This window comes from Chryseobacterium mulctrae, from assembly GCF_006175945.1.
Taxonomy (GTDB): Bacteria; Bacteroidota; Bacteroidia; order Flavobacteriales; family Weeksellaceae; genus Chryseobacterium; species Chryseobacterium mulctrae.
In genome coordinates this window covers 121,521-141,826 of the sequence record NZ_VAJL01000001.1, presented here as the reverse complement: position 1 = coordinate 141,826, position 20,306 = coordinate 121,521, and the positions used below count along the sequence as shown (strand labels likewise).

The following is a 20,306-nucleotide window of genomic DNA, read 5'->3' as shown; positions in this document are numbered from 1 at the left end:
CATGAAGGTTTCCAAGTTGCTCGTGTTGAAAAATATCAGTTGCTATTTATAGAAATTTTTTTAAATATCTTTGTGAGAATTAAAGAAATCAAGCATTGTTGTTAAAGCATTTTCACTGTGCATTCTTTCTCCGTTTTCAAGTGATTCCTGTGCTATATTCGAGGCTCTTTTAAACATATTCTTTTCATACTCAGAAATAGCGTTTTCTATTGTGTTAAATTGAGAAGAAGTTAGAGTTTCGCTTAATTCTAAAGCATCAAGCATTGCCATATTTACACCTTCACCTGCAAATGGCGGCATTAAATGGGCTGCATCACCAATAATGCTAAGGTTTTTTACTGTTTTCCAGGTTTGGTCTAAAGGCATACAATTAATTGGGCGCGGAATAAAAGGAGTAGAAGTGTTTTCGAACAATTCATACCAAATAGGACTCCAATCTGGATATTCTTTTTGAAACCATTTTAACACTTCAGATCGATCAGAAAGATCTAAACCGGACGCAACTGCCCAATTTTCATCAGCTTTAAAACTAGCGTAAAAACCAATTTCACCATTTGCTTTTTGTCCCATTAAAATATTTTGTTCGTTCCCGAAAGCCATAATTTTTCCGCCACGAAGTATTTTCGAAATATTTGGAACTCTTTTTTCGGCATCATAAACATTTCCTTCAAGCATTGTAATACCCGAATAAAATTGTTTGATGTCAGTAAGATAAGGTCGTATTTTTGAGTTTGCTCCATCGGAACCGATTACAATATCTGCATATACGCTTTCCTTGTTTTTGAAATGCAGCAACCAGCCTTCATCTTGCTGCGTCATTGAAAGAAAATGACTCTCCCAAACAATGGTTTCAGGAGCTAAAGATTCCAGCAGGATTTTTCGTAAAATACCTCGGTCTATTTCCGGACGGAAATGTTCGTCTCCAAAATTTTCATCTTGTTTTTCTCCGTGATCGCTGAAGAATATTTCTGCTTTATGGTTTGTAATGGTCGATTGATCTGCACCCACCATAAAATTATTTTTAAAATCCTCTAGTAAACCTGCTTTTCGCAGTGCCGCTAAACCGGATTCATCATGTAAATCAAGAGGGGAGCCTTGTACTCGTGCGTTTTTATTTAAATCTCTTTCATACACTTTTACTTCAACGCCTTTTAACTGTAAAAGTTTTGCCAACGTCAATCCGTCCGGACCTCCTCCTACAATGGCTACTTTTTTATTTTGTAATAACATTATTTTTAAATTTTATAATGCAAAATTACTTTTGGCTGTAGACTAAAAATTGTAAAAATCGGTCATTTTCGTTTTTGTGTAGTTCTTTTGGTGAAACACCCGAGAGTTGTTTTATTTCTTTGATGAAATGCGATTGGTCTGTAAAATTAAGCTGCGGATAAAGTTCTCCATTTTTAATATGATCAAGTGACGCCTGAAAACGGAGGATTTTACAATATGCTTTTAAAGAAAGCCCAAATTGTTGATTAAAATAACGGTTGATTTGTCGTGGACTCCACAGTATTTTTTCAGAAAGCTCTTTGATCGGGATCTCGCCGTTTGATTCAAAAATCAACTGAAATAATCTGCGTTTTCTTTCATCTGTTTTTTCAGGTAATAAGTTTGAAATTTTTTGTGTGATCTTTTCGCAGAAACTATCAAAGTCATTTAAATCATCAGGATTAAAGCCCCAAAAGTCATTCTGCAGTATCTTTCCGGAATTTAAAATGTCAGCAATAGATTCTTTAAAAATATATTCAATCGCAAAAGGATGAAAGCTAACGGAAAAGAAATTTGAAATTTCAGGAGTAGTGTATTTTGGTTTGGTTTCTAAACCCAACAATGCAACGATAAGCGTTTGATCATTTGTTTTTGAAAATATAAGATCAACTTTCCCATTAGGAATAATTACAGCATTATGCTGATGCGAAATATTCTGCAATGAAGAAAAACAATAGACAAAATCTGCTAAAGATTGATCTGGCTCAACAAGTTTAAAATTTAGATTTTTTTCCATTACTTTCTTTGATATTGCTATTTTCCACTTCTAACTATTAGGATATTCTTTTTTTAAATTTTTATCTAAAATAAAAGGAACAAAAGGAAGCACAGATCCTACAAGATATATGATAATTCTTTTAATGCTCCATTTGTATTTTAGAGAAGCAGCAATGAGAATGACCATGTAAATAAGAAATAAAACCCCGTGAATCCAGCCAAAATATTTTACAGGCTCAGCAATATCAAGTATATATTTAATGGGCATTGCAATAAAAAGTAAAATTAAATAGGAGATACCTTCGATGATTGCAGTTTTACGGTATAGATTGATCATAAAATTAGAATGGTTTAGACTGTTGATTTTTCAATGTTTTTTTTTGAATGTCAATAATAAATCAAAAAACAGATAAAATTGATGCTCTTTTCTTATCGGGTATAAAAATGCAACAAATTATTCTATATTAAATCGAATTTTAGTGATTTTTTAATTAAATTTATACCACTATAAATCATGTGAACTGTCGTACGGGAAAATTCTAAACGGTAAAATAGTTTAAATAGAAAATTTTAAAAGTATGAGATTCAGGAAAATTCTGCTTACTTCTTTTCTGGTGATTTCCTCGCAAACATTTTGTCAGCAACTGACACTGAAACAATGTATAGAAAAAGGGAAACAAAATAATGTCATTATAAAACTGGCAGAGCAATCTCTGGAAACCCGGGAAAAGCTTCTGCAATCCAACAAAAACAACAGTCTTCCGAAAGTAGATTTTCTTGGTGGCTACAATTATATCGGTGAGCCTTTAAAAGTTAATCTGCAACAGGTAAAAGACGGAATTGTGGAAGGTTCGGCAAATCAAAGTGTGTATTCTGCCAATGCGGCATATCAACAGATTACGGGAAACCAGCTTTCACAACAGGTTCAGGATGTTATTTACCAGACTTCTAAAGATATTATCAGTGCGGTTTATCCCAACTATAATCCTGCAATTACAAAACAAAGTTATTTTTTAGCCGGAATTTTGGTGCGTCAACCTATTTATTTAGGTGGAAAATTAAATGCAACAAAAGAGCTTTCAAAACAGCAGGTAGAAAGCGGAAAAGCAAATCTGGAGTCTTCTCAAGATCTTACAGTTTATAATATTTCTTTAAATTACATTCAAGTGATGTATCTGAATTCGATGATCAAAAAGCAGGAGAAGATTGTAGAATCTCTTGAAAACAATGAAAAATATGCGCAAAGCCTTCTGAAAGCCGAGATTATTCCGCCTTATCTGAAGAACTGGTCAAATATTACAAAACTTCAGGGCGAAACCAATCTTAAAAATCTTAAACTCGAAAAAGAAAATGCGCTGTTAACGTTGAAAAACTTGATGGGAATTTCTCTTGATGAACCGTTGGAAATTAATGAAGAACTGAATGAGGATATTGACGTACCTAATTTTTCTTCGTCTGAAAATAATGCAGATTTAAAATTATTATTAAGCAAAAAGAAAGAAGCTGAAACTACTCACAATATTACAAAATCGCTTTCAAGACCCAATATTTTTGCCATTGGAAATTATCAGTTTTTCAGAAACGATTTACCGCTAATTACTCCGCCTTGGTTGGTTGGGATAGAAATGCAATGGACGCTTTTTGATCCTGAAAGAAAATCCAGAAATCTGGCTTCGCAATCTTTAATAAAAGAAGCTGATCTTTTGATCAATCAAAAACAAAAATCAGTGAATTTGGCAACCAAAATTTCTGAAAATAAATTAATAAGCTTTAAAGAGCAGAACGAAACATTCGATGCTGCAAGAAAACAGACGTATACCACGACTGAAATGGTAAGGAAAAGAATGGAAAACAGTTTGTCTTCTGTAAAAGATGTAAACGATGCTTTGCAACTTCAGTACGAAGCCGAAAAACTATATTATACGTCTTTAGTTGCCTATCAAACGGTGATTGCGACTTATTTTTACATTACCGGAAACGTCGAAAATATAACCAATTACATTCCTTAAACTGATAAAAAATGAAAAACTTTATAAAAAATTACTGGGCGGTTTTCATTCCAATTATTGTATTGGTTATTGCTCTGATTTACCTTTTTCAAAATAAATCTCCAGAAAAGAATAAAGAGAGCGTAATAGGAATGGTAGATGCCGAATTTGTAGATGTTTCTGCTTCGTTGCCCGGAAGAGTGATTGAATTATTGGTGAAAGAAGGAGACGAGGTAAACGAAGGACAGGTTGTAGCTCAAATGAAAACTTCTGAAATTGAAACGATTCAGGCGCAGGTTTCAGAAGCTGTAACAGTTGCTCAAAATCAGCTGGATAAAATCAATCGTGGAGTAGAACCTGAAGTTTTAAAATCTGCAGAAAATCTTCAACAGATCGCAAAACAGCAGATGGATCTGATGAATAAAACCTACACCCGTTTTCAGAATCTTTATTCGGAAGGTGTAATTTCCGGACAGGAAAGAGACGTTATTTATTTTAAATATAAAGCAGCGCAGAAAGAATTAGAAACAGCAAACCTTAATGTTCAGCTTCTACAACGCGGAAATAATCAGGAACTTAAAAATTCAGCTCAGGCAATTTTAAATCAGGCGAAAGGTGCCGATCAGCTTGCTCAGGAAATAAAAGATAATGCTTCTATAAAAGCGCCTGCTTCAGGAAAAATTTCTACAATGATTTCTAATAAAGGCGAAATGGTAAACGCCGGTTATCCGATGATGACAATTCAGAAAGACAATTCTTTTTTTGTGAAATTTAATATCCGCCAAAACCAAATGACCAAAATCGATAAAGGCAGTACCGTAAAAATGAAAATCCCAGGTTGTTTGCCGGAAGAAATAAAAGGAACTGTTGTAGAACTAGCTCCAGCTTTAGGCTATGCGGATTGGGTTCCTGAAAAGCAGAATGGTGAATTTGAACTGAGAACATTCCAGATTAAGGTAAAACCTCAAAATATCAATTCCATAAAAGGACTTCGTTCAGGAATGACTGCACAGCTTGTTTTTGATTAAAAAGCGTGATTTTAATTCTAAGAATATGAGAAAAAAATCTCTTTTTAACCGCAAAAGAATCAAAAGAAATGATTGAAAAAGAGATGTTCAAAAGTTTACAAAATGTAAAAAAATACTTTTATCATTTATTTGTTAGCTTTTGATAAACTTACATATTCTAATACCTTTTGTACCTTTTGTACCTTTTGCGGTTTAAAAAAATATCATGTATTAAATTTTTAATTCAGAAAAATTAAAACTATTGAAAACCATCAGCCAAATCATGATCCGGGAATGGAAACGAATTTTTTCGATTCCTAATTTCTACGTGATCCTGTTAGTCATTCCGCCGATAATTTTTCTTTTTTACGGATTTATTTATCAGAAACAATTTGCAAAAGAGCTTCCAATGGCGGTTTGGGATGAAGATCAATCTTCTGTTTCGCGAACGTTGATCGATATGATGGAACATAATGAGTATATTCACTTTACTCAAACGGTTTACAGCAATGCAGAAATTGAGAAATTAATGCGGGAAGGAAAGATTTTCGGAGCGGTACATTTTCCAAAAAATCTGGAGTCGGATGCCAAGAAAAATCATCAGTCGAATATCACGCTTTATACCAACGGTGCTTATCTGGTTCCTGCAAAAATGATTTACAAAGGTGCTGCTGGAGTAATTATTAAAGGTGGTCTTGCAGTTGTTCTTCAAAAAGCCGAAAAACAAGGAATGCCTGCTGAAAAAGCAAATACTTTGGTACAACCTATTAAACTCAATACAACAACATTATACAATCCGGATTTTAATTATCAGATGTATCTTACTCCGGGATTGATAACGGTTGGACTTCAAATGGCGCTGATCGTTGCAGCAGTTTTAATTTTAAATCTTGAATTTAAACGAAACACCATTGATGAACTTTTACAGATCTCTACTTCATCTTCGCAGATCGTGATCGGAAAAATGCTCGCTCATCTTTGTATTTCGTGGATTCTATTTTTATTGGTCGCTTACGTTGTTTTTCCTGTTTATGAATTGGGAAAACCACAAACCGATTTTAATTTTTTCCTGATTTATACTTTAATGTCTCTGGCGTGTATCGGAATTGGAATGATGCTTTCTGCAATTTCCAACAACCTTCTTTTTGTAACGGATGTTGCTTTGTTTTTTACTTCGCCTGCATTTGTTTTTAGCGGTTTTACATTTCCGAGATGGGCAATGCCTTGGTACGACCAGTTTTATGCAGACATCATGCCTTATACTCACTTTTTAGACGGATTTATTAAGCTTTATTTTATGGAGCTTCCATTGTCTTATGCTACTCCTGAAATTGTAAAATTGCTGGTTTTTATTGGAGTCACATTTCCTTTGAGCGTTGTATTTTTTCAGAAAAAAATAAATCAATATCTTAAAGAAAATCAGGCATGAAAGAGGTTTTAGAAATACTAAAAAGAGAAATTAGAAACGTTTCAAAAGATTCGAGTCTGTTTCTGATCTTGCTTTTGGCGCCGATTCTTTATGCATTTATGTATGGAAGTATTTACCTGAATAAAGGTGAAGAAAAAGTAAGATTGGCGTTGATTGATAACGATGGAACTGCGATTTCCAGAACATTGACACAACAATTAAACTCGACTACAATGATAGAAATTGTACCGAGTTCAAATATTTCTGAAGCTCAGAAAATGATGTTTCAGGGAGAAGTTCAGGGCTATTTTTATATTCAGTCAGGTTTTGAAAAGAATATTTTTTCGTTGAAACAGACGAATGTGAATTTAGTTTTGAATGCTTCAAGATTTTTACCCTCAAGCGATTTACTGAGTACCGCTACAAAAGTTTGTCTTACCGTTGGAGCAGGCGTAAGAAAAACATATTTTAATAAACAAGGAATGGGAGAGGACGAAGCGATGAAAATGACCAATCCTATTAATATGGATTATCGTCCGTTGTACAATTCAAGCATGACTTACGGTGCGTTTCTTTTGCCCGGTTTATTAGCCATTATTTTACAGCAAACTCTTTTGATTGGTGTTGCAGCAGCATTTACATCAGAAAGAGAAGAGAAGAAATTATTAAATCTTTATCAAATTTCAAAGCAGAGCATTTCTAAAATGATTTTTGGAAAAAGTCTGCTTTATTTTGTTGTATTTATGATTTTCGGTTTCTTTTTTTCAGTAGTCAATTTTTCAGTTTTTGATGTTGAGGTCAGAGGAAATTACTTCGACCTTGCTGTTGTTTCTGCATTATTTATTGCAACAATCATTGTTTTTGGAATGCTGATTGGCAGTTTCTTTAAAACTAAACTTTTTGCATTTCAGGTTTTGGTATTTTCGTCTTATCCTATTTTTTTAATTACGGGATATTCTATGCCATATCAAGCATTGCCAAGATTTGTTCAGATTTTGTCTGATATGTTGCCAACATCCCCGTTTCTCAAAACTTATATTTCAATTGTACAAGCAGGAGGTTCGCTTTCTGAAAATCTAAGTTCCGTAATTCATTTGATTGTTTTATGGATTGTTTTTGAACTTCTTTTAATTCTTAGAATAAAATATTTAGTGAAAATATAAAGGTTTTTATTTCTTTCTAAAAAATAAAGCCCGACTGTATTCATAATTCATTCTGGCAATATTTAAAACAGAAATTCCTTGCGGACATTCTACTTCACAGGCTTCGGTGTTAGAGCAGTGACCAAAATGTTCAGCATCCATTTGTTTTACCATATTTAAAACACGATTGCTTCGTTCTTCTTTTCCTTGTGGAAGCAATGCCATATGCGTAATTTTTGCTGAAGTAAATAAAGCCGCACTTGCATTTTTACAGGTTGCAACACAGGCTCCACAACCAATACAGGCAGCAGAATCAAAAGCTTCTTCGGCGGTTTGATGCGTAACAGCAATTGCCGTGGCATCGGGAGCTTGACCGGTATTAATGGAAACAAAACCACCGGAAGAAATAATTCTGTCGAAGGCAGAACGGTCAACTTTTAAATCTTTTTTTACCGGAAAAGCATCCGCTCGGAAAGGTTCTATTAAAACCGTTTCTCCATCTTTAAAAGAACGTAAATGAAGCTGACAGGTTGTGGTATTTTTTAAAGGTCCGTGAGCTAAACCATTAATCATCATTCCGCATTGTCCGCAGATTCCTTCTCGACAATCATGGTCGAATTCTACGGGTTCATCACCTTCAACGATTAGTTTTTCATTTAAGGTGTCCAACATTTCAAGGAAAGACATATGCGGATTCAGTTCTTTTAAATCATAATTTACCAGTTTTCCTTCGCTCTGATTATTTTTCTGTCTCCATATTTTTAAGTGTAAATCCATAATTTCTGTGTTTTTTGTAATCTTTAATTGGGATTAAGTTTTATATCAATGGCTTCTTTTCAATATCTTCACTTCAACCACTTGGCTCTTTTAACTTTCACCTTTTTACTTCAATATTATTTATAACTTCTTACAGTCGGCTGTATTTCTTCAAAAATCAAAGATTCTTTAATGAGTTCAGGTTCGTTGTTTTCACCTTTCCAGGCCCATGCCGAGATGAATTGAAATTCAGCATCATTTCTCAAGGCTTCTCCATCCGGAGTTTGGTATTCTTCACGAAAATGGGCACCACAAGATTCTTTTCGGGTTAATGCATCATAACACATCAGTTCACCAATTTCAAAATAATCAGCAACACGACCTGCTTTTTCGAGTTCGCTATTCATGGTGTCGCCTTGTCCTGAAACTTTTACGTCTTTATAAAACTCCTGTTTTAATTTTCGGATTTCTTCGATGGCGTATTTTAAACCTTCTTCATTTCTCGCTAAACCGCAGTAATCGTAAAGTAATTTACCTAATGTTTTATGGAAATAATCGACTGTTTTTGTTCCATTAATATTGATAAAACCTTCAATTTGTTGTTTAACTTGATTTTCTGCTTTATCAAATTCAGGATTATCAATTGAAATTTTTCCGGTATGAATTTCATTGGATAAATAATTGGCAATCGTGTAAGGCGCAATAAAATAGCCATCTACAGAAGCCTGAAGCAAAGAATTCGCACCCAGTCGATTGGCTCCGTGATCCGCAAAATTAGCTTCACCCAACGCAAATAATCCCGGAATAGTGGTCATTAATTCATAATCAACCCAAAGTCCGCCCATCGAAAAGTGTGCAGAAGGGGAAATCATCATCGGTTCTTCGTAAGCATTGTAACCTGTGATTTTAAGATACATATCGAATAAATTTCCATATTTCTCCTGAATTTTTTCTTTTCCCTGTTCTTTTATGGCTTTAGAAAAATCAAGATATACGGCATTTTTCAACGGTCCGATTCCGAAACCGGCATCAATTCTTTCTTTTGCAGCTCTTGATGAAATATCTCTTGGGGCTAAATTTCCAAAAGCAGGATATCTTCTTTCCAGATAGTAATCTCTTTCGCTTTCGGGAATGTCGTTGCCTTTTCTGGTTTCATTTTCTTTTAGAGGAACCCAGATTCTGCCGTCATTTCTTAACGATTCAGACATTAAAGTTAATTTCGACTGATAATCTCCTGATTGTGGCAATGAAGTAGGATGCACCTGAATCCAGCTTGGAGAAGCCATTAACGCACCTTTTTTATGAGCTCTCCATATAGCAGAACCGTTGCAACCCATCGCCAAAGTTGATAAATAATAAATTTTACCATAACCACCTGTTGCTAAAACAACAGCGTGGGCGGCGTGTCTTTCAATTTCTCCGGTGTCTAAATTTCTTACGATAATTCCTCTTGCTTTTCCGTCAATCATAACCAAATCCAGCATCTCATGTCTTGAAAATAACTGAACGCTTTTCTTTCCGACCTGTCGCATCAAAGCTTGGTAAGCTCCCAGAAGTAATTGTTGTCCGGTTTGCCCTCTTGCGTAAAATGTTCGGCTTACCTGAACGCCACCAAAAGAACGGTTGTTCAAATAACCACCATATTCTCTTCCAAACGGAACACCCTGCGCAACGGCTTGGTCGATAAGATTTAAAGAACATTCTGCCATTCGGTAAACATTGGCTTCACGGGCTCTGAAATCTCCACCTTTTAAGGTGTCTACGAACATTCTGTAAACACTATCGCCGTCATTTTTGTAATTTTTTGCAGCATTTACGCCACCTTGAGCCGCAACAGAATGGGCTCTTCTTGGGCTGTCCTGAGAACAGAATGATTTTACATTATAACCCATTTCGCCTAATGATGCAGCAATAGAACTTCCCGCTAAACCTGTTCCGACAACGATAACGTCTAGTTTTTTTCGGTTAGCCGGATTGACGAGCTTGGCTTTCTTTTTATAATTATCCCATTTTTGTTCTAAAGAACCTTCCGGTATTTTTGAATCTAAAATCATAGTTTCTCAATTTAATTGGCGGTGAAGAATACATAAATTGGCATCAAGGCAAACCCAACACTGATGATGACTGAATAAGCAATTCCGATCGTTTTAAACCATCTTACAAACTTCGGATGATATAATCCTAAAGTTCTGACAGCGCTGTAAATTCCATGAATTAAATGATAACACAAAGCAATCATCGATAAAACATAAATGATAACGTACCACCATTCTTTAAAAACAGTTACAACCAAAATGTACAGGTCTTTATTTCCGTTTTCATCCAAAGGAGGGTTTCCGAATTTGTAAACATACCAGAAATTTTGAAAGTGAATAACCAGAAAAATTAATAATAACGTTCCCAGAATTCCCATATTTCGGGATGCCCATTTACTGGCTCTTCCTCGTCTGTCAGCTTGATAATTTCCGCCCGATTTTTTATTTTTTAAAGTAATGATTAATCCATCCACAGCATGAAGGATAATACTTGCATACAAAACATAGGAAACCATTTTGATGATAATATTTCCCGAAAGAAAATGTGAATAGGCATTAAACTGAAGATGCGCCTGTTCCTGTGGTAAAAACAGCTGAAGATTTCCCAAGAAGTGAATCAACAGAAAGAAGCTCAGGAAAAGTCCTGTAAGGCACATCAGCATTTTTCTTGATAAGGTTGACAGCATATTTTTTTGTTTTTGAATTTATTTAAACTTTTACAAAAAATTAGAAAGATATTTTGTTGGAAAACGCAAAGGCAAGTTTTTTTATCTTTTCAGTTTTTTAAGGCGCAAATCACTTCGACTTCGCTCAGTTTGACTAAAAAACTGCAGAAAGAATATAAAAATAAAAACCGTTAAATTTTATTGCAGATAAAATCCTTGCGTCTTAATAATAGAATATTTTATAAATTGCGCCTTTGCGATTCCCAACTATTAAAATTTAAACAAACTTTAATAGTATCCTAATATTTTCATCCAAAGTCCGCCGACGCCCATGTAGATAATAAACAGAACAACTCCGATTTCTAAACCTCTGAGCCACCAAGATTTTAAATCAACATATCCGCTTCCAAAAAACACAGGAGCCGGACCGTGACCGTAATGTGTCAACACACCATAAATAGAGCCCATGAAACCAAGCATCATCGCCAACAACATCGGAGGAATTCCTACCGCAACACCAACACTTAATAACGCAGCGTACATTGCAGCAACGTGAGCGGTTGCACTTGCAAAAATATAGTGACTGAAGAAATAGACGAGAATAATCACCGGAAAAGCAAGCGTCCAAGTCATATCACCGATTTTCATTTTAATTAAATCACTAAACCAGCCGATAAATCCTAATTCATTAAGTGAACTTGCCATCATGACTAAAACTGCAAACCACACAATCGTGTCCCAAGCTCCTTTTTCTGACTTTACATCTTCCCAAGTTAAAACTGAGGTTAATAAAAGTAATGTTAATCCTATAAAAGCGGTTGTGGTTGCATCAATAGAAAGCGAGCCACCAAAAATCCAGAGGGCTAATAAAATGAAGAACGCAAAAAGCATTAACCATTCGTTTTTAGAAATCGGGCCCATTTCTTTTAATTTTTGAGCTGCCATTTTCGGAGCATCACCAGTTTTCTTTAATTCAGGCGGGTATAATTTGTATAAAACCAAAGGAACGACAAAGAAAGCGACCAATCCCGGAACGAAACCTGCTGCAGCCCAAGACATCCAAGTAATATTGATTCCTAAATTGGCTGCGAATTTCTGACACATCGGGTTACTCGCAGTTCCCGTCAAAAACATGGAAGAAGCGATGAGATTCATGTAATAACTATTCAATGTCAAATAAGAACCTAATTTTCTGTGCGTTTCGGGCTTATCGGGAAGCGAATCAAAACTTATTGCCATCGATTTCATAATCGGATAAATAATTCCGCCACCTCTCGCAGTGTTACTAGGAATTGCAGGAGCCAGACAAACGTCTGCCAAACCCAATCCGTAAGCTAAACCCAAAGAACTTTTTCCGAAAACTCTGATGAACAAAAAAGCGATTCTGTTTCCTAAACCTGTTTTGATAAATCCTCTTGCGATAAAGAATGAAATCCCAATCAGCCAGATTACTTTGTCTCCAAAACCTGAAAGCGCTTTTGTGATTGATTTTCCGGCATCTCCCGGAGCGACAACCTGCGTCAAAGCAGTAAATCCGATGGCCATCATACACATCGTTCCCATTGGAGCGGCTTTAAGGATGATTCCTAAAATAGTGGCTGCAAAAATAGCGAACAGATGCCATGCATTTTCAGCAACACCTTCCGGAGCCGGAATAAACCAAATGATAAGCGCAACCGCAAATGTGATGGCGACCGCTTTAATGTTAATCTCTTTCATAATAGTTAGTTTTACGGATTAAAATCTACTTTGGACTTGAACTATGAATAAATTATTGTTGTATTGAGAGGTATTTTCTACCTGATGTTTGTATCGGTCGAACTGCATTCCGAGTTGAATTCTGGCGCCATAATTTTTAAGAAACTCCAAACCGAACATTGGGGTAACCGTTTGTCTAGGATTTGAATTTAACCTAAAATTGGTATCTAAATATTCGTAACGGCAAGATAATTCGAAAGCGCTTAAATTTTTGTGATTGATCTCGTATCGTAAATTGGGAAGAAAATAAGCTCCACGAATTAGATACTCATCGGGATTTGAAGGTCTTAATTCTGGCGTGACCGCAAAATATAAAGGATGATTGGTTGCCTGCTTTCCTTCCAGCTGCATATCGAGGCTCCATTTTGAATCGAAATTAATTAATGAGCTTAAATCGACACCTACAGCGTAAATTTTCTTGCCAAAAGCATCACCTACACCACCATTTAGACCAACATTAAAATTATATTTTTTAACCAAACCAAAAACCAATCTTGTGGAATATTGTTTGCCATCATTATTATCATTCACCTGATTTTTACCATTTCCATTCACTACAGAAACGGCATATTGAAAAGGAATATTTCCTAGCTCAACCTGACCTGTTGCAGACATTCCAATTTGAAAACTTGTCCAGCCCAATTTCCCAAATTCGGTGTATTGATTTGACCAGTCTAAAGATTTAATGATATCGATAGGATAGGTTTCTTCAATACCGAACCAAGGTCTGAATTGCCCTACAGTAAGTGCAAGTTTTGAATTGAAAGTATATTTTAAATAGGCATTTTCGAGAACTCTTGATTTTGGATCGTTTTTAAAGTCTGCAAGATTTGCCAACGCTACAACTTCAGTACGTTTACTAATCTGCGCCCTAACCTGAACCCTCATATATTTCACCATGAAATTATTATTGGTTCCCGAACCATCGGAATGATGCAGCCCATTAACATCAACATCTTTGCTTGTACCGACCAAATAGCGCGCCTGAAAGAGACCTTTAATTTGAAGTTGAGGATATTTTACAGGGTCTTCCGATTGTGTTTTTATGGAATCGGGGACTTGTGCCGTCAAACCCAAACTGAATGTTGTGAAAGATAAAAGCAGATGCTTTTTTACGGTTAAAAAAGTACTCATTTTCTTATAATGTTTCTTGGTGTGTTAGCTTTTTTTAACAATCCTAATTAGGATGAGTGTTAAATTACCTTAAAATTAAGAAAATAAATACTAATAATCACGCTGTTTGGATTAATAATGGTTTAAATTTCAACTTGTGCAAATTTACTCGGACTTTATTTGAATCAACCCTTATTTATAACAATCATTGAATAAAGTGATTATGTTGGAAAACGAATGAAAATTTCCTGTATAAATATTATAATTGATTACATAGTAATTGTCGGAAGTTTATTCAAATCATTAAATAAAGGATGTTTAAAACTATAAATTTAAAAGAGTTGGGGAGATTGTTTATAACCTTGTCTCAAGATATTTCACACCGAATGAGAGAATCAATGCAATAATCAGTAAAATAAATTTATAAGCCTAAAATCTTTTTTTAAGTATCAGAAATTCGGTATTTGAATTTGACTATCAAACTCATTAATAATTTCTGAAAGCTGTAAATGTAATTCTGATTTATCTATTTCTAAAGAAGCCGGCTTTGAGTTTTCAAATTCTTTTTTATTATTAAATCTAGGCCAAAAAATAGCTTCATAATAATAGTTCCATAATTTTTGTATAGAAGATTGGCTTTCAAACGTTAATAAAAAATTGTTTTTCTCGTCTTGTCTTGCATAATCTCCAAAAAGATTAATATAGTTGGTGAAAAGCTCTATAACATCTATTGAAAAATTATTTTGTTCGATTTGATCCAGAAGAAATTTTATATCATAAAAATTGTCTTCAGTTGAGTCGTTATTAATTTCCTCATTAAGCCAGGAAATTACTCTTTCATAATTTTCAATTTCCTTTTTTTTATTTATAATTTCAAGTTCAATATTTTCAATATTTTTTGATGAAAAAACTTTACCATTTTCAAAAGTTAATAACTTATCTGTGCTTTCTGCGTCGTTATCAGTAAACCAAACCAAATAAATTTCATCAACAAAATTTGGTGAAATATATTTAATGATCCAAGCTGTAAATTTTTCGTCTAACTTATTCTGAAGTATTGTTGTCATCGATTTTCAAGTAAATTTTTGGAACTGGCTTTCTGAAATTAAAATTAATTAAAAGAATTGCTTCTAAATTTTTATTTTCACCTAAATAAACAAATTTATTTAAGCTTCATTATTTTTTCTAAAAGAGGAGGGAGCTTCGTTTCAGGATTGATTTGATCGTTGTTCCAAAAACTCATTACACAGCTAACATTTTTATTTCTTACTTTTTCAGCGACATAATAAACGGTTAAGTTTTTTCCGCCCGACATTCCTGCCAAAGCAGAAGCAACTCCTGTAAAATCATAGATTACTTTTTTAGCTTTAGTCTGTACTCCTTCAAATTCTACATCGACGATTTCTTCCGAAGCTACTTTTCCACCTTTTTTAGATTTTGTAATGTTTAATTGATTTTCAATAGCTTCTTTAGCACTCTCTAAATTTCTATGAACAGACCAGTTCATTTCTCCTAAATAAGGACATTGAACGGTATTGAGAAAAGTCCAGTAACAGCTGTTTCCAAGTTCTATTTTTCTTCCGGCAAAATTGATTGAAGTGATTTTCATCGGAACAAAATTTTCTTCAGGAATTTTATTTTCGATGATTAAGTTGACCATTTTCTCTTCTGTTTCTTTATCTGTTTTTCCGTTTTTAATAAACCAAATTACAGAAACTGTTTTGTCTGGATTTTCAATAAAATAATAATTATTGGTTTGGAAATTATTGTCAGCTATTTTTTGCTGTTTAGAAATCAATAGATTGTTGAATTTGATTTGATTGTCTTTTGTTTTTACATCCGAATCTGTAATCTGATGTTTTCTGAAAACTTTTTTCAAACCTTTCTCGTCAAAAGTATTATTAAATTTTTCGCTGGTAATACTGTATCCATCAATATTGTACCATATTTTTCCGTTGTTGTTCAGCACAGAAAGTCTTTCAAGAACATTATTTTCCTGTGAAAAACAAACTGAAAAAATAAGCATGAAGAAAAGATTTAATGATTTCATTTTATTTGTTTAAAGTGAATGTATAAATAACAAGATTTTCCTTGGTGTATTTTTTCCAGTTCTGAGGATTTTTAGCATCATTTAATTCTACGTTTTCCGGAGGAAAAACATTGAAAGTAGGGAACATATGCTGCGGATTTTCATAATCTTTTTTAAAGCTCGTTCTGATTATTAGAATACTGTCATTCGGTTTTACCTGGAAATTATTTTTAACTTCATACCTTCCCATCGACATTGAATTTTTAAAAATTCCGGCTTCAAAAGAAATATTTTTTTCAGATGTGTTTTTTGCATAAAATGCTGTATCGGCATAATTTCCATTAATTGCTCCACAACTAATCAGCATAAAAACTAAAGAACAAGTGAATATGTATTTTTTCATTTTAAATGTTTTTTATGATTATGGTTGCTATTTTAATATCTTGCTTTTAGATCAATTTTCAAAACTAAAATGTTACTCTAATCTACAAAATTCCAATCAAAGGGAGATATTTATTTTTTATAAATTAATTCTTTAACTTTTCAATAGTCCGCAATGCTTTTTTTATAATGTAAGCTGTTTCTTTAGTTGGGCTTTCATCCTTCCATTTTTCGCAAATTGATTTTACAAACTCAGGCTGTGTTTTACTTGCGTCGTTTAGCCAGTTTCCAACACTGTCTTGCACGTATTTTGATTTGTCAGATTTCATAGGGTCTAAAATTACCAAACCCAGTTCAGGGTTTTGTTTCAGTTCTTCAATATGTTCGCACCAAACACCTCTCGATCGTGTTGCTTCGCTTGCAAACCGTCTTACGTTTTCGTCTTTGTGATTTGTCCAACCGGATAATATTGCAATACTTTTTAATAAGTCTTTTGCGATGCTTGATCTTACGGCTAATCAACAAATTTCTCTTACCCCAAAATGTTTATCAGCTGAAAATGGTTGAATTTTTTCAAGTTTTTGAGTGATATTTAATGCTTGATTTTTCCCGATCGTGTATGTTGCCCAACAACGAATTAAATCAGAGGTATGATTGGTGATAATTGCCAGTATTTCTGCGTCATTATTTTTCAAAGACTGCTCAAAAAGTCCTGTTCCAATTGCTTCGTTAATAGTATTTACCGTTTTCTTTTTTAGGTTTTCAATATCGTTTAATATTGGTTGTAAATATTGAGTTCTGTCAAATTGTTTCAATAAATTTTCCAGCAAAAGCCTTTGATCGACAGCTAGCCATTCAACTAAATTTGCCGTTTCAATTTCTCCACGATTTAGTTGGTCTAAAATTTCTTTAGGAATTTCTTTTGCAGATCGAGAACCTTTGCGTTTTACTTCTGTCATAATAATTGTCGTATTTCTTTAATTAAATCTTTTACGCTCATAAATGTATCAGATATATTTATATCCTTATATTATGATTAATTTTGCAAATCTCTGAAAGCTTTTTAATATCGGCAATACCGCATATTTTAAGCACATAGGGATAAAAAAGTCAATAATATGAAAACAGGGGAGAGAACAATGGAAAATAAAATTTGTCCATTAGAAATTGCTGTAAATTCGATCAGCGGAAAATGGAAAGTTCCTATCGTTTGGCAAATTAATGAAGGGAAAAAGCGCCCAAGCGAATTTTTAAAAGGAATTGGAAAAGTCGACAGACGTGTTTTAAACAAACAGCTCAGTGAAATGATTGAAGATGGAATTTTAAGTAAAAAAAGTTTCAATGAACTGCCACCAAGAGTAGAATATTCTTTAACCGAAATAGGCGAAAGATTGATCGAAATTCTGTGGCAGCTCAACGATTGGGGAAAATTATTAATCCCGGAAAAAGAATAATTTAAAGTAGATTAAATTAAATATTTCTTGAGACCTTCCATAATTCCTTGCCAAAGCATGCTGAAAAAGCTTCTTTCAGGTTCTCGTTTTTTATCAATAACAACATGCCCCGGTTCTCCTTTAGATTCATTTTTCACAAACCAATTGGCAATCGTATTTAAGAATTTCCTTTCTTTTCCTTTTTTATTCAGGAAGTTTACGTACATGTCATTGTATTTGAAATAAAACTTCCCAGCAATACCATCTTGAGATCCGTAATAATCGAATTTTAAATAGTCAATATTTCCATCCAAAGTAATATTTAAATACGGACGCACAAACAGATTGACATTATCGGCAGAAAGCTTCTGTACGTCTCCTTTAATGGTGAACTTATCGGCGAGATCTTTAACATCAAATTTCCAGTTGACCTTAGTTTCTGCTTTTCCGTAAAAATCAAAAGATGCATCAGTATTGATAACAGTAGGTCGCCCTTTTATTTTAGCATTATTTACATTCGTAATCAGTGCCTGGAAATTATTAAATGTCAGTTTCCCCGGAATGTTGCTTTTTTCGGCATCTTCTTCATATTCTAAATCTGAGTTTTTAATAGATATTTCTTTGATGAATAATGGAATTTTCACATCACGTAATTTCTTACTGAAAAGATATCTTACCGCAATATCATCAGGCGGAGCGAGATCATGATAAATATTGCAATGTAGACCATCAATGCTTATTTTGCTGAGATCAATACTGCTGTTTTTACCCAATTGTGTATTATGATCTTTGATGTTGATCTTTTTTACTTTAATGGTATACAGATCACTCTCTTTAGCAATTACTTTACTGAAGCCTGCCCTTGAATATTTTGGAAGATAATTGAATTCACTGATGTCCGTATTTTTTCCTGTACTTTTTATTTCTGCGACTTTCAGATAATAATATTTGCCTGCATCAAGACGAATATTCTTGGCATCAACATAATTTTTTTCTGTTTTGAAAGGAATATCTTTTTTGAAGAGTTCAGTATTGCTAAATATCTTATCCACTTTAAGATCGATTTTTCCAACGGCAAGTTTTTCTACATTTTGTTTCTTTTGAGAAACTTTCCCGTTATTGATTCGGATAAAACCAATATGAGCAGTAAAAGGTGGAGGAGTAGTAGCTTTTTGATTTTTTTTCTTATTTTTTGTTGCCGATGTAATCTGTACTGATGGATTATTTACTTCTATTCCATCAAGTTTTATATCGAGTTTCTGACCGATATATCTGCTTTTGTTATTTAAAATTTTAATCTGATCTGTGCTTACGGAAAATACATCTTTTGTACTGCTTTTTCCCAATGCTAAAACCTGAAAACCGTCAATAGTAATATTGGCATTGCGAGAAGCAATACTTTTAATTTTCACAGCCTGCAACTGATCTGCCTTAAAGTAAATATTCTCAGCTTCGATATCATGTTTCGTAAAGCGGAAAGGGATTTTTTCCTTAACGGTATTCTTGTCGAAGACGATATCACTCATCTTAAAATTAAAATTTTCAACTGAAGCCGTTTTTTCTTTATCAGCCTGAAAAACATTGATTTTCCCTTTTTGAAAAGTAATATTTTTTAAACCAATCTTCAAGTCGATTTCTTTAGAATTATTACTCTTATCTAAAGTGTTTTTTCCGGTAGAATATACTTTCAGGTCAGGTTGGGTAAAGGTAATATCAGAAACGATCAACGAATCCTGACTGATGTTAAAGTCTTTTGCAGACAAATTTTGTGTTGAAAAATCAAAAACATTTTTAGAATTATATTGTGTTACAGCCTGTATCGGTTTTAAATGAAATTGAACAAGTTGCAGTGTTTTATTGGCGGCGTCAATTTTCTTTGCATTAATTTCATAAAATTCATTAACGCCAATCTGTACATTTTCTGCATCAATTTTAAATTCTGAAAATGCAATCGGTATTTTATTTCTGTTGGCACTTTGTTTAATATCTTTTAGATTTACATTGATGCGTTGTCCTTTAAAAACCGTTTTGCCAAGACCGTTTTCAACATCCGCATTTACGTTATGCAATGCAATATTGTTGATATGAAGATCAATTTTTTTATTGCTCGGCTTTTGGTCTTTCTTCAAAGCGGCAAGCTTTATTTTAATATCAGAATCAGTAAGTGTAAATTGATCTGCGTGATATGTCTTGCTGAAAACAGCTTTCCAAATACTTACATCTGTTATATTAAGATTTTTTATCTTTCCATTGATTTGGGTAATGTGTTGATCTTTAAGGTTTTTTGTGGTGATTTCGAGATTGTTGACAGTAAGATTACCTTTCAGTAAACTTAAATTAAAATCTTTAAGCACCACTTTGTATGGTGTTTTTTCATTGATGAGGTCTGGAAGTTTTTTTTGCAGATAAAAATCTAATGCAAATGGAAATATGGCTAATAATGTCACAAATCCAATGAAAGTCCAAAGAATTACTCTTCTTCTTGGTGTTCTCTTTTTTAAAAGTTTTTTTTCCATCATTTTGTAAATGTGTTATAATCAACAATAAACAAAACATGTTCCAAATAATAGAATTTTTTATTTCTACATAATCCTGTTGAAAATT

Annotated in this window: 17 protein-coding genes and 1 pseudogene; 5 read left to right on the top strand and 13 right to left on the bottom strand. The window is 33.7% G+C overall.

The features are described from left to right. Positions 1-60 precede the first annotated feature (60 nt). The 3 genes from FDY99_RS00610 to FDY99_RS00600 are packed head-to-tail and all read right to left on the bottom strand — an operon-like array spanning position 61 to position 2,323. The gene (locus tag FDY99_RS00610) at positions 61-1,230 is read right to left on the bottom strand and encodes an FAD-dependent oxidoreductase (protein WP_139418662.1); all 1,170 of its coding nucleotides are present in this window, start codon (positions 1,228-1,230) and stop codon (positions 61-63) included. Between the two features lie 25 nt (positions 1,231-1,255). Then, entirely contained in the window at positions 1,256-2,005 is a 750-nt protein-coding gene (locus tag FDY99_RS00605; protein WP_139418661.1) for a helix-turn-helix domain-containing protein, read from the bottom strand. A gap of 30 nt (positions 2,006-2,035) precedes the next feature. Next, the gene (locus tag FDY99_RS00600) at positions 2,036-2,323 is read right to left on the bottom strand and encodes a DUF3817 domain-containing protein (protein WP_139418660.1); all 288 of its coding nucleotides are present in this window, start codon (positions 2,321-2,323) and stop codon (positions 2,036-2,038) included. Positions 2,324-2,564: 241 nt separating this feature from the next. Here FDY99_RS00600 and FDY99_RS00595 point away from each other — a divergent pair, with 241 nt between their 5' ends. The 4 genes from FDY99_RS00595 to FDY99_RS00580 all read left to right on the top strand — a co-directional run bounded on the left by FDY99_RS00595 (position 2,565) and on the right by FDY99_RS00580 (position 7,552). Continuing rightward, positions 2,565-3,995, top strand: coding sequence for a TolC family protein (locus FDY99_RS00595; RefSeq protein WP_139418659.1), 1,431 nt, complete (start codon positions 2,565-2,567; stop codon positions 3,993-3,995). Positions 3,996-4,006: 11 nt separating this feature from the next. Next, the gene (locus FDY99_RS00590; protein ID WP_139418658.1) at positions 4,007-5,002 is read left to right on the top strand and encodes an HlyD family secretion protein; all 996 of its coding nucleotides are present in this window, start codon (positions 4,007-4,009) and stop codon (positions 5,000-5,002) included. 241 nt (positions 5,003-5,243) lie between these two features. Further along, a complete protein-coding gene (locus tag FDY99_RS00585; RefSeq protein ID WP_228448713.1) occupies positions 5,244-6,410 on the top strand; it encodes an ABC transporter permease in 1,167 nt (388 codons plus the stop codon). Then, complete coding sequence (locus FDY99_RS00580; RefSeq protein WP_139418657.1) at positions 6,407-7,552, top strand: ABC transporter permease; 1,146 nt, start codon at positions 6,407-6,409, stop codon at positions 7,550-7,552. Before FDY99_RS00585 ends, FDY99_RS00580 begins: the two co-directional genes overlap by 4 nt. Positions 7,553-7,558: 6 nt before the next feature. Here FDY99_RS00580 and FDY99_RS00575 read toward each other — a convergent pair whose 3' ends face one another. The 9 genes and pseudogenes from FDY99_RS00575 to FDY99_RS00535 all read right to left on the bottom strand — a co-directional run bounded on the left by FDY99_RS00575 (position 7,559) and on the right by FDY99_RS00535 (position 17,228). Next, complete coding sequence (locus FDY99_RS00575) at positions 7,559-8,308, bottom strand: succinate dehydrogenase/fumarate reductase iron-sulfur subunit (protein WP_139418656.1); 750 nt, start codon at positions 8,306-8,308, stop codon at positions 7,559-7,561. 116 nt (positions 8,309-8,424) lie between these two features. Continuing rightward, positions 8,425-10,341 carry a fumarate reductase/succinate dehydrogenase flavoprotein subunit gene (locus FDY99_RS00570; protein WP_139418655.1) on the bottom strand — a complete coding sequence of 639 codons (1,917 nt, stop codon included), beginning with the start codon at positions 10,339-10,341 and terminating at the stop codon, positions 8,425-8,427. An 11-nt stretch (positions 10,342-10,352) separates the two neighbouring features. After that, the gene (locus tag FDY99_RS00565; RefSeq protein ID WP_139418654.1) at positions 10,353-11,009 is read right to left on the bottom strand and encodes a succinate dehydrogenase cytochrome b subunit; all 657 of its coding nucleotides are present in this window, start codon (positions 11,007-11,009) and stop codon (positions 10,353-10,355) included. A gap of 267 nt (positions 11,010-11,276) precedes the next feature. Further along, positions 11,277-12,707, bottom strand: coding sequence for an anion permease (locus FDY99_RS00560; RefSeq protein WP_139418653.1), 1,431 nt, complete (start codon positions 12,705-12,707; stop codon positions 11,277-11,279). Between the two features lie 18 nt (positions 12,708-12,725). Then, a complete protein-coding gene (locus FDY99_RS00555; RefSeq protein WP_139418652.1) occupies positions 12,726-13,880 on the bottom strand; it encodes a porin in 1,155 nt (384 codons plus the stop codon). A gap of 428 nt (positions 13,881-14,308) precedes the next feature. Next, positions 14,309-14,926 (bottom strand): hypothetical protein, encoded by a 618-nt coding sequence (locus tag FDY99_RS00550; protein WP_139418651.1) that lies wholly within the window; start codon positions 14,924-14,926, stop codon positions 14,309-14,311. A 95-nt stretch (positions 14,927-15,021) separates the two neighbouring features. Then, entirely contained in the window at positions 15,022-15,885 is an 864-nt protein-coding gene (locus tag FDY99_RS00545; protein ID WP_228448712.1) for a hypothetical protein, read from the bottom strand. Positions 15,886-15,910: 25 nt separating this feature from the next. Continuing rightward, the gene (locus FDY99_RS00540; protein WP_139418649.1) at positions 15,911-16,291 is read right to left on the bottom strand and encodes a hypothetical protein; all 381 of its coding nucleotides are present in this window, start codon (positions 16,289-16,291) and stop codon (positions 15,911-15,913) included. 124 nt (positions 16,292-16,415) lie between these two features. Then, a pseudogene (locus FDY99_RS00535) lies at positions 16,416-17,228 on the bottom strand (DNA alkylation repair protein). A 159-nt stretch (positions 17,229-17,387) separates the two neighbouring features. On the opposite strand from FDY99_RS00535, the gene FDY99_RS00530 reads away from it, so the two are divergent. Next, positions 17,388-17,723 carry a winged helix-turn-helix transcriptional regulator gene (locus FDY99_RS00530; RefSeq protein ID WP_139418648.1) on the top strand — a complete coding sequence of 112 codons (336 nt, stop codon included), beginning with the start codon at positions 17,388-17,390 and terminating at the stop codon, positions 17,721-17,723. An 11-nt stretch (positions 17,724-17,734) separates the two neighbouring features. Here FDY99_RS00530 and FDY99_RS00525 read toward each other — a convergent pair whose 3' ends face one another. Then, positions 17,735-20,218 (bottom strand): AsmA family protein, encoded by a 2,484-nt coding sequence (locus tag FDY99_RS00525; RefSeq protein WP_139418647.1) that lies wholly within the window; start codon positions 20,216-20,218, stop codon positions 17,735-17,737. Between the last annotated feature and the right edge of the window lie 88 nt (positions 20,219-20,306).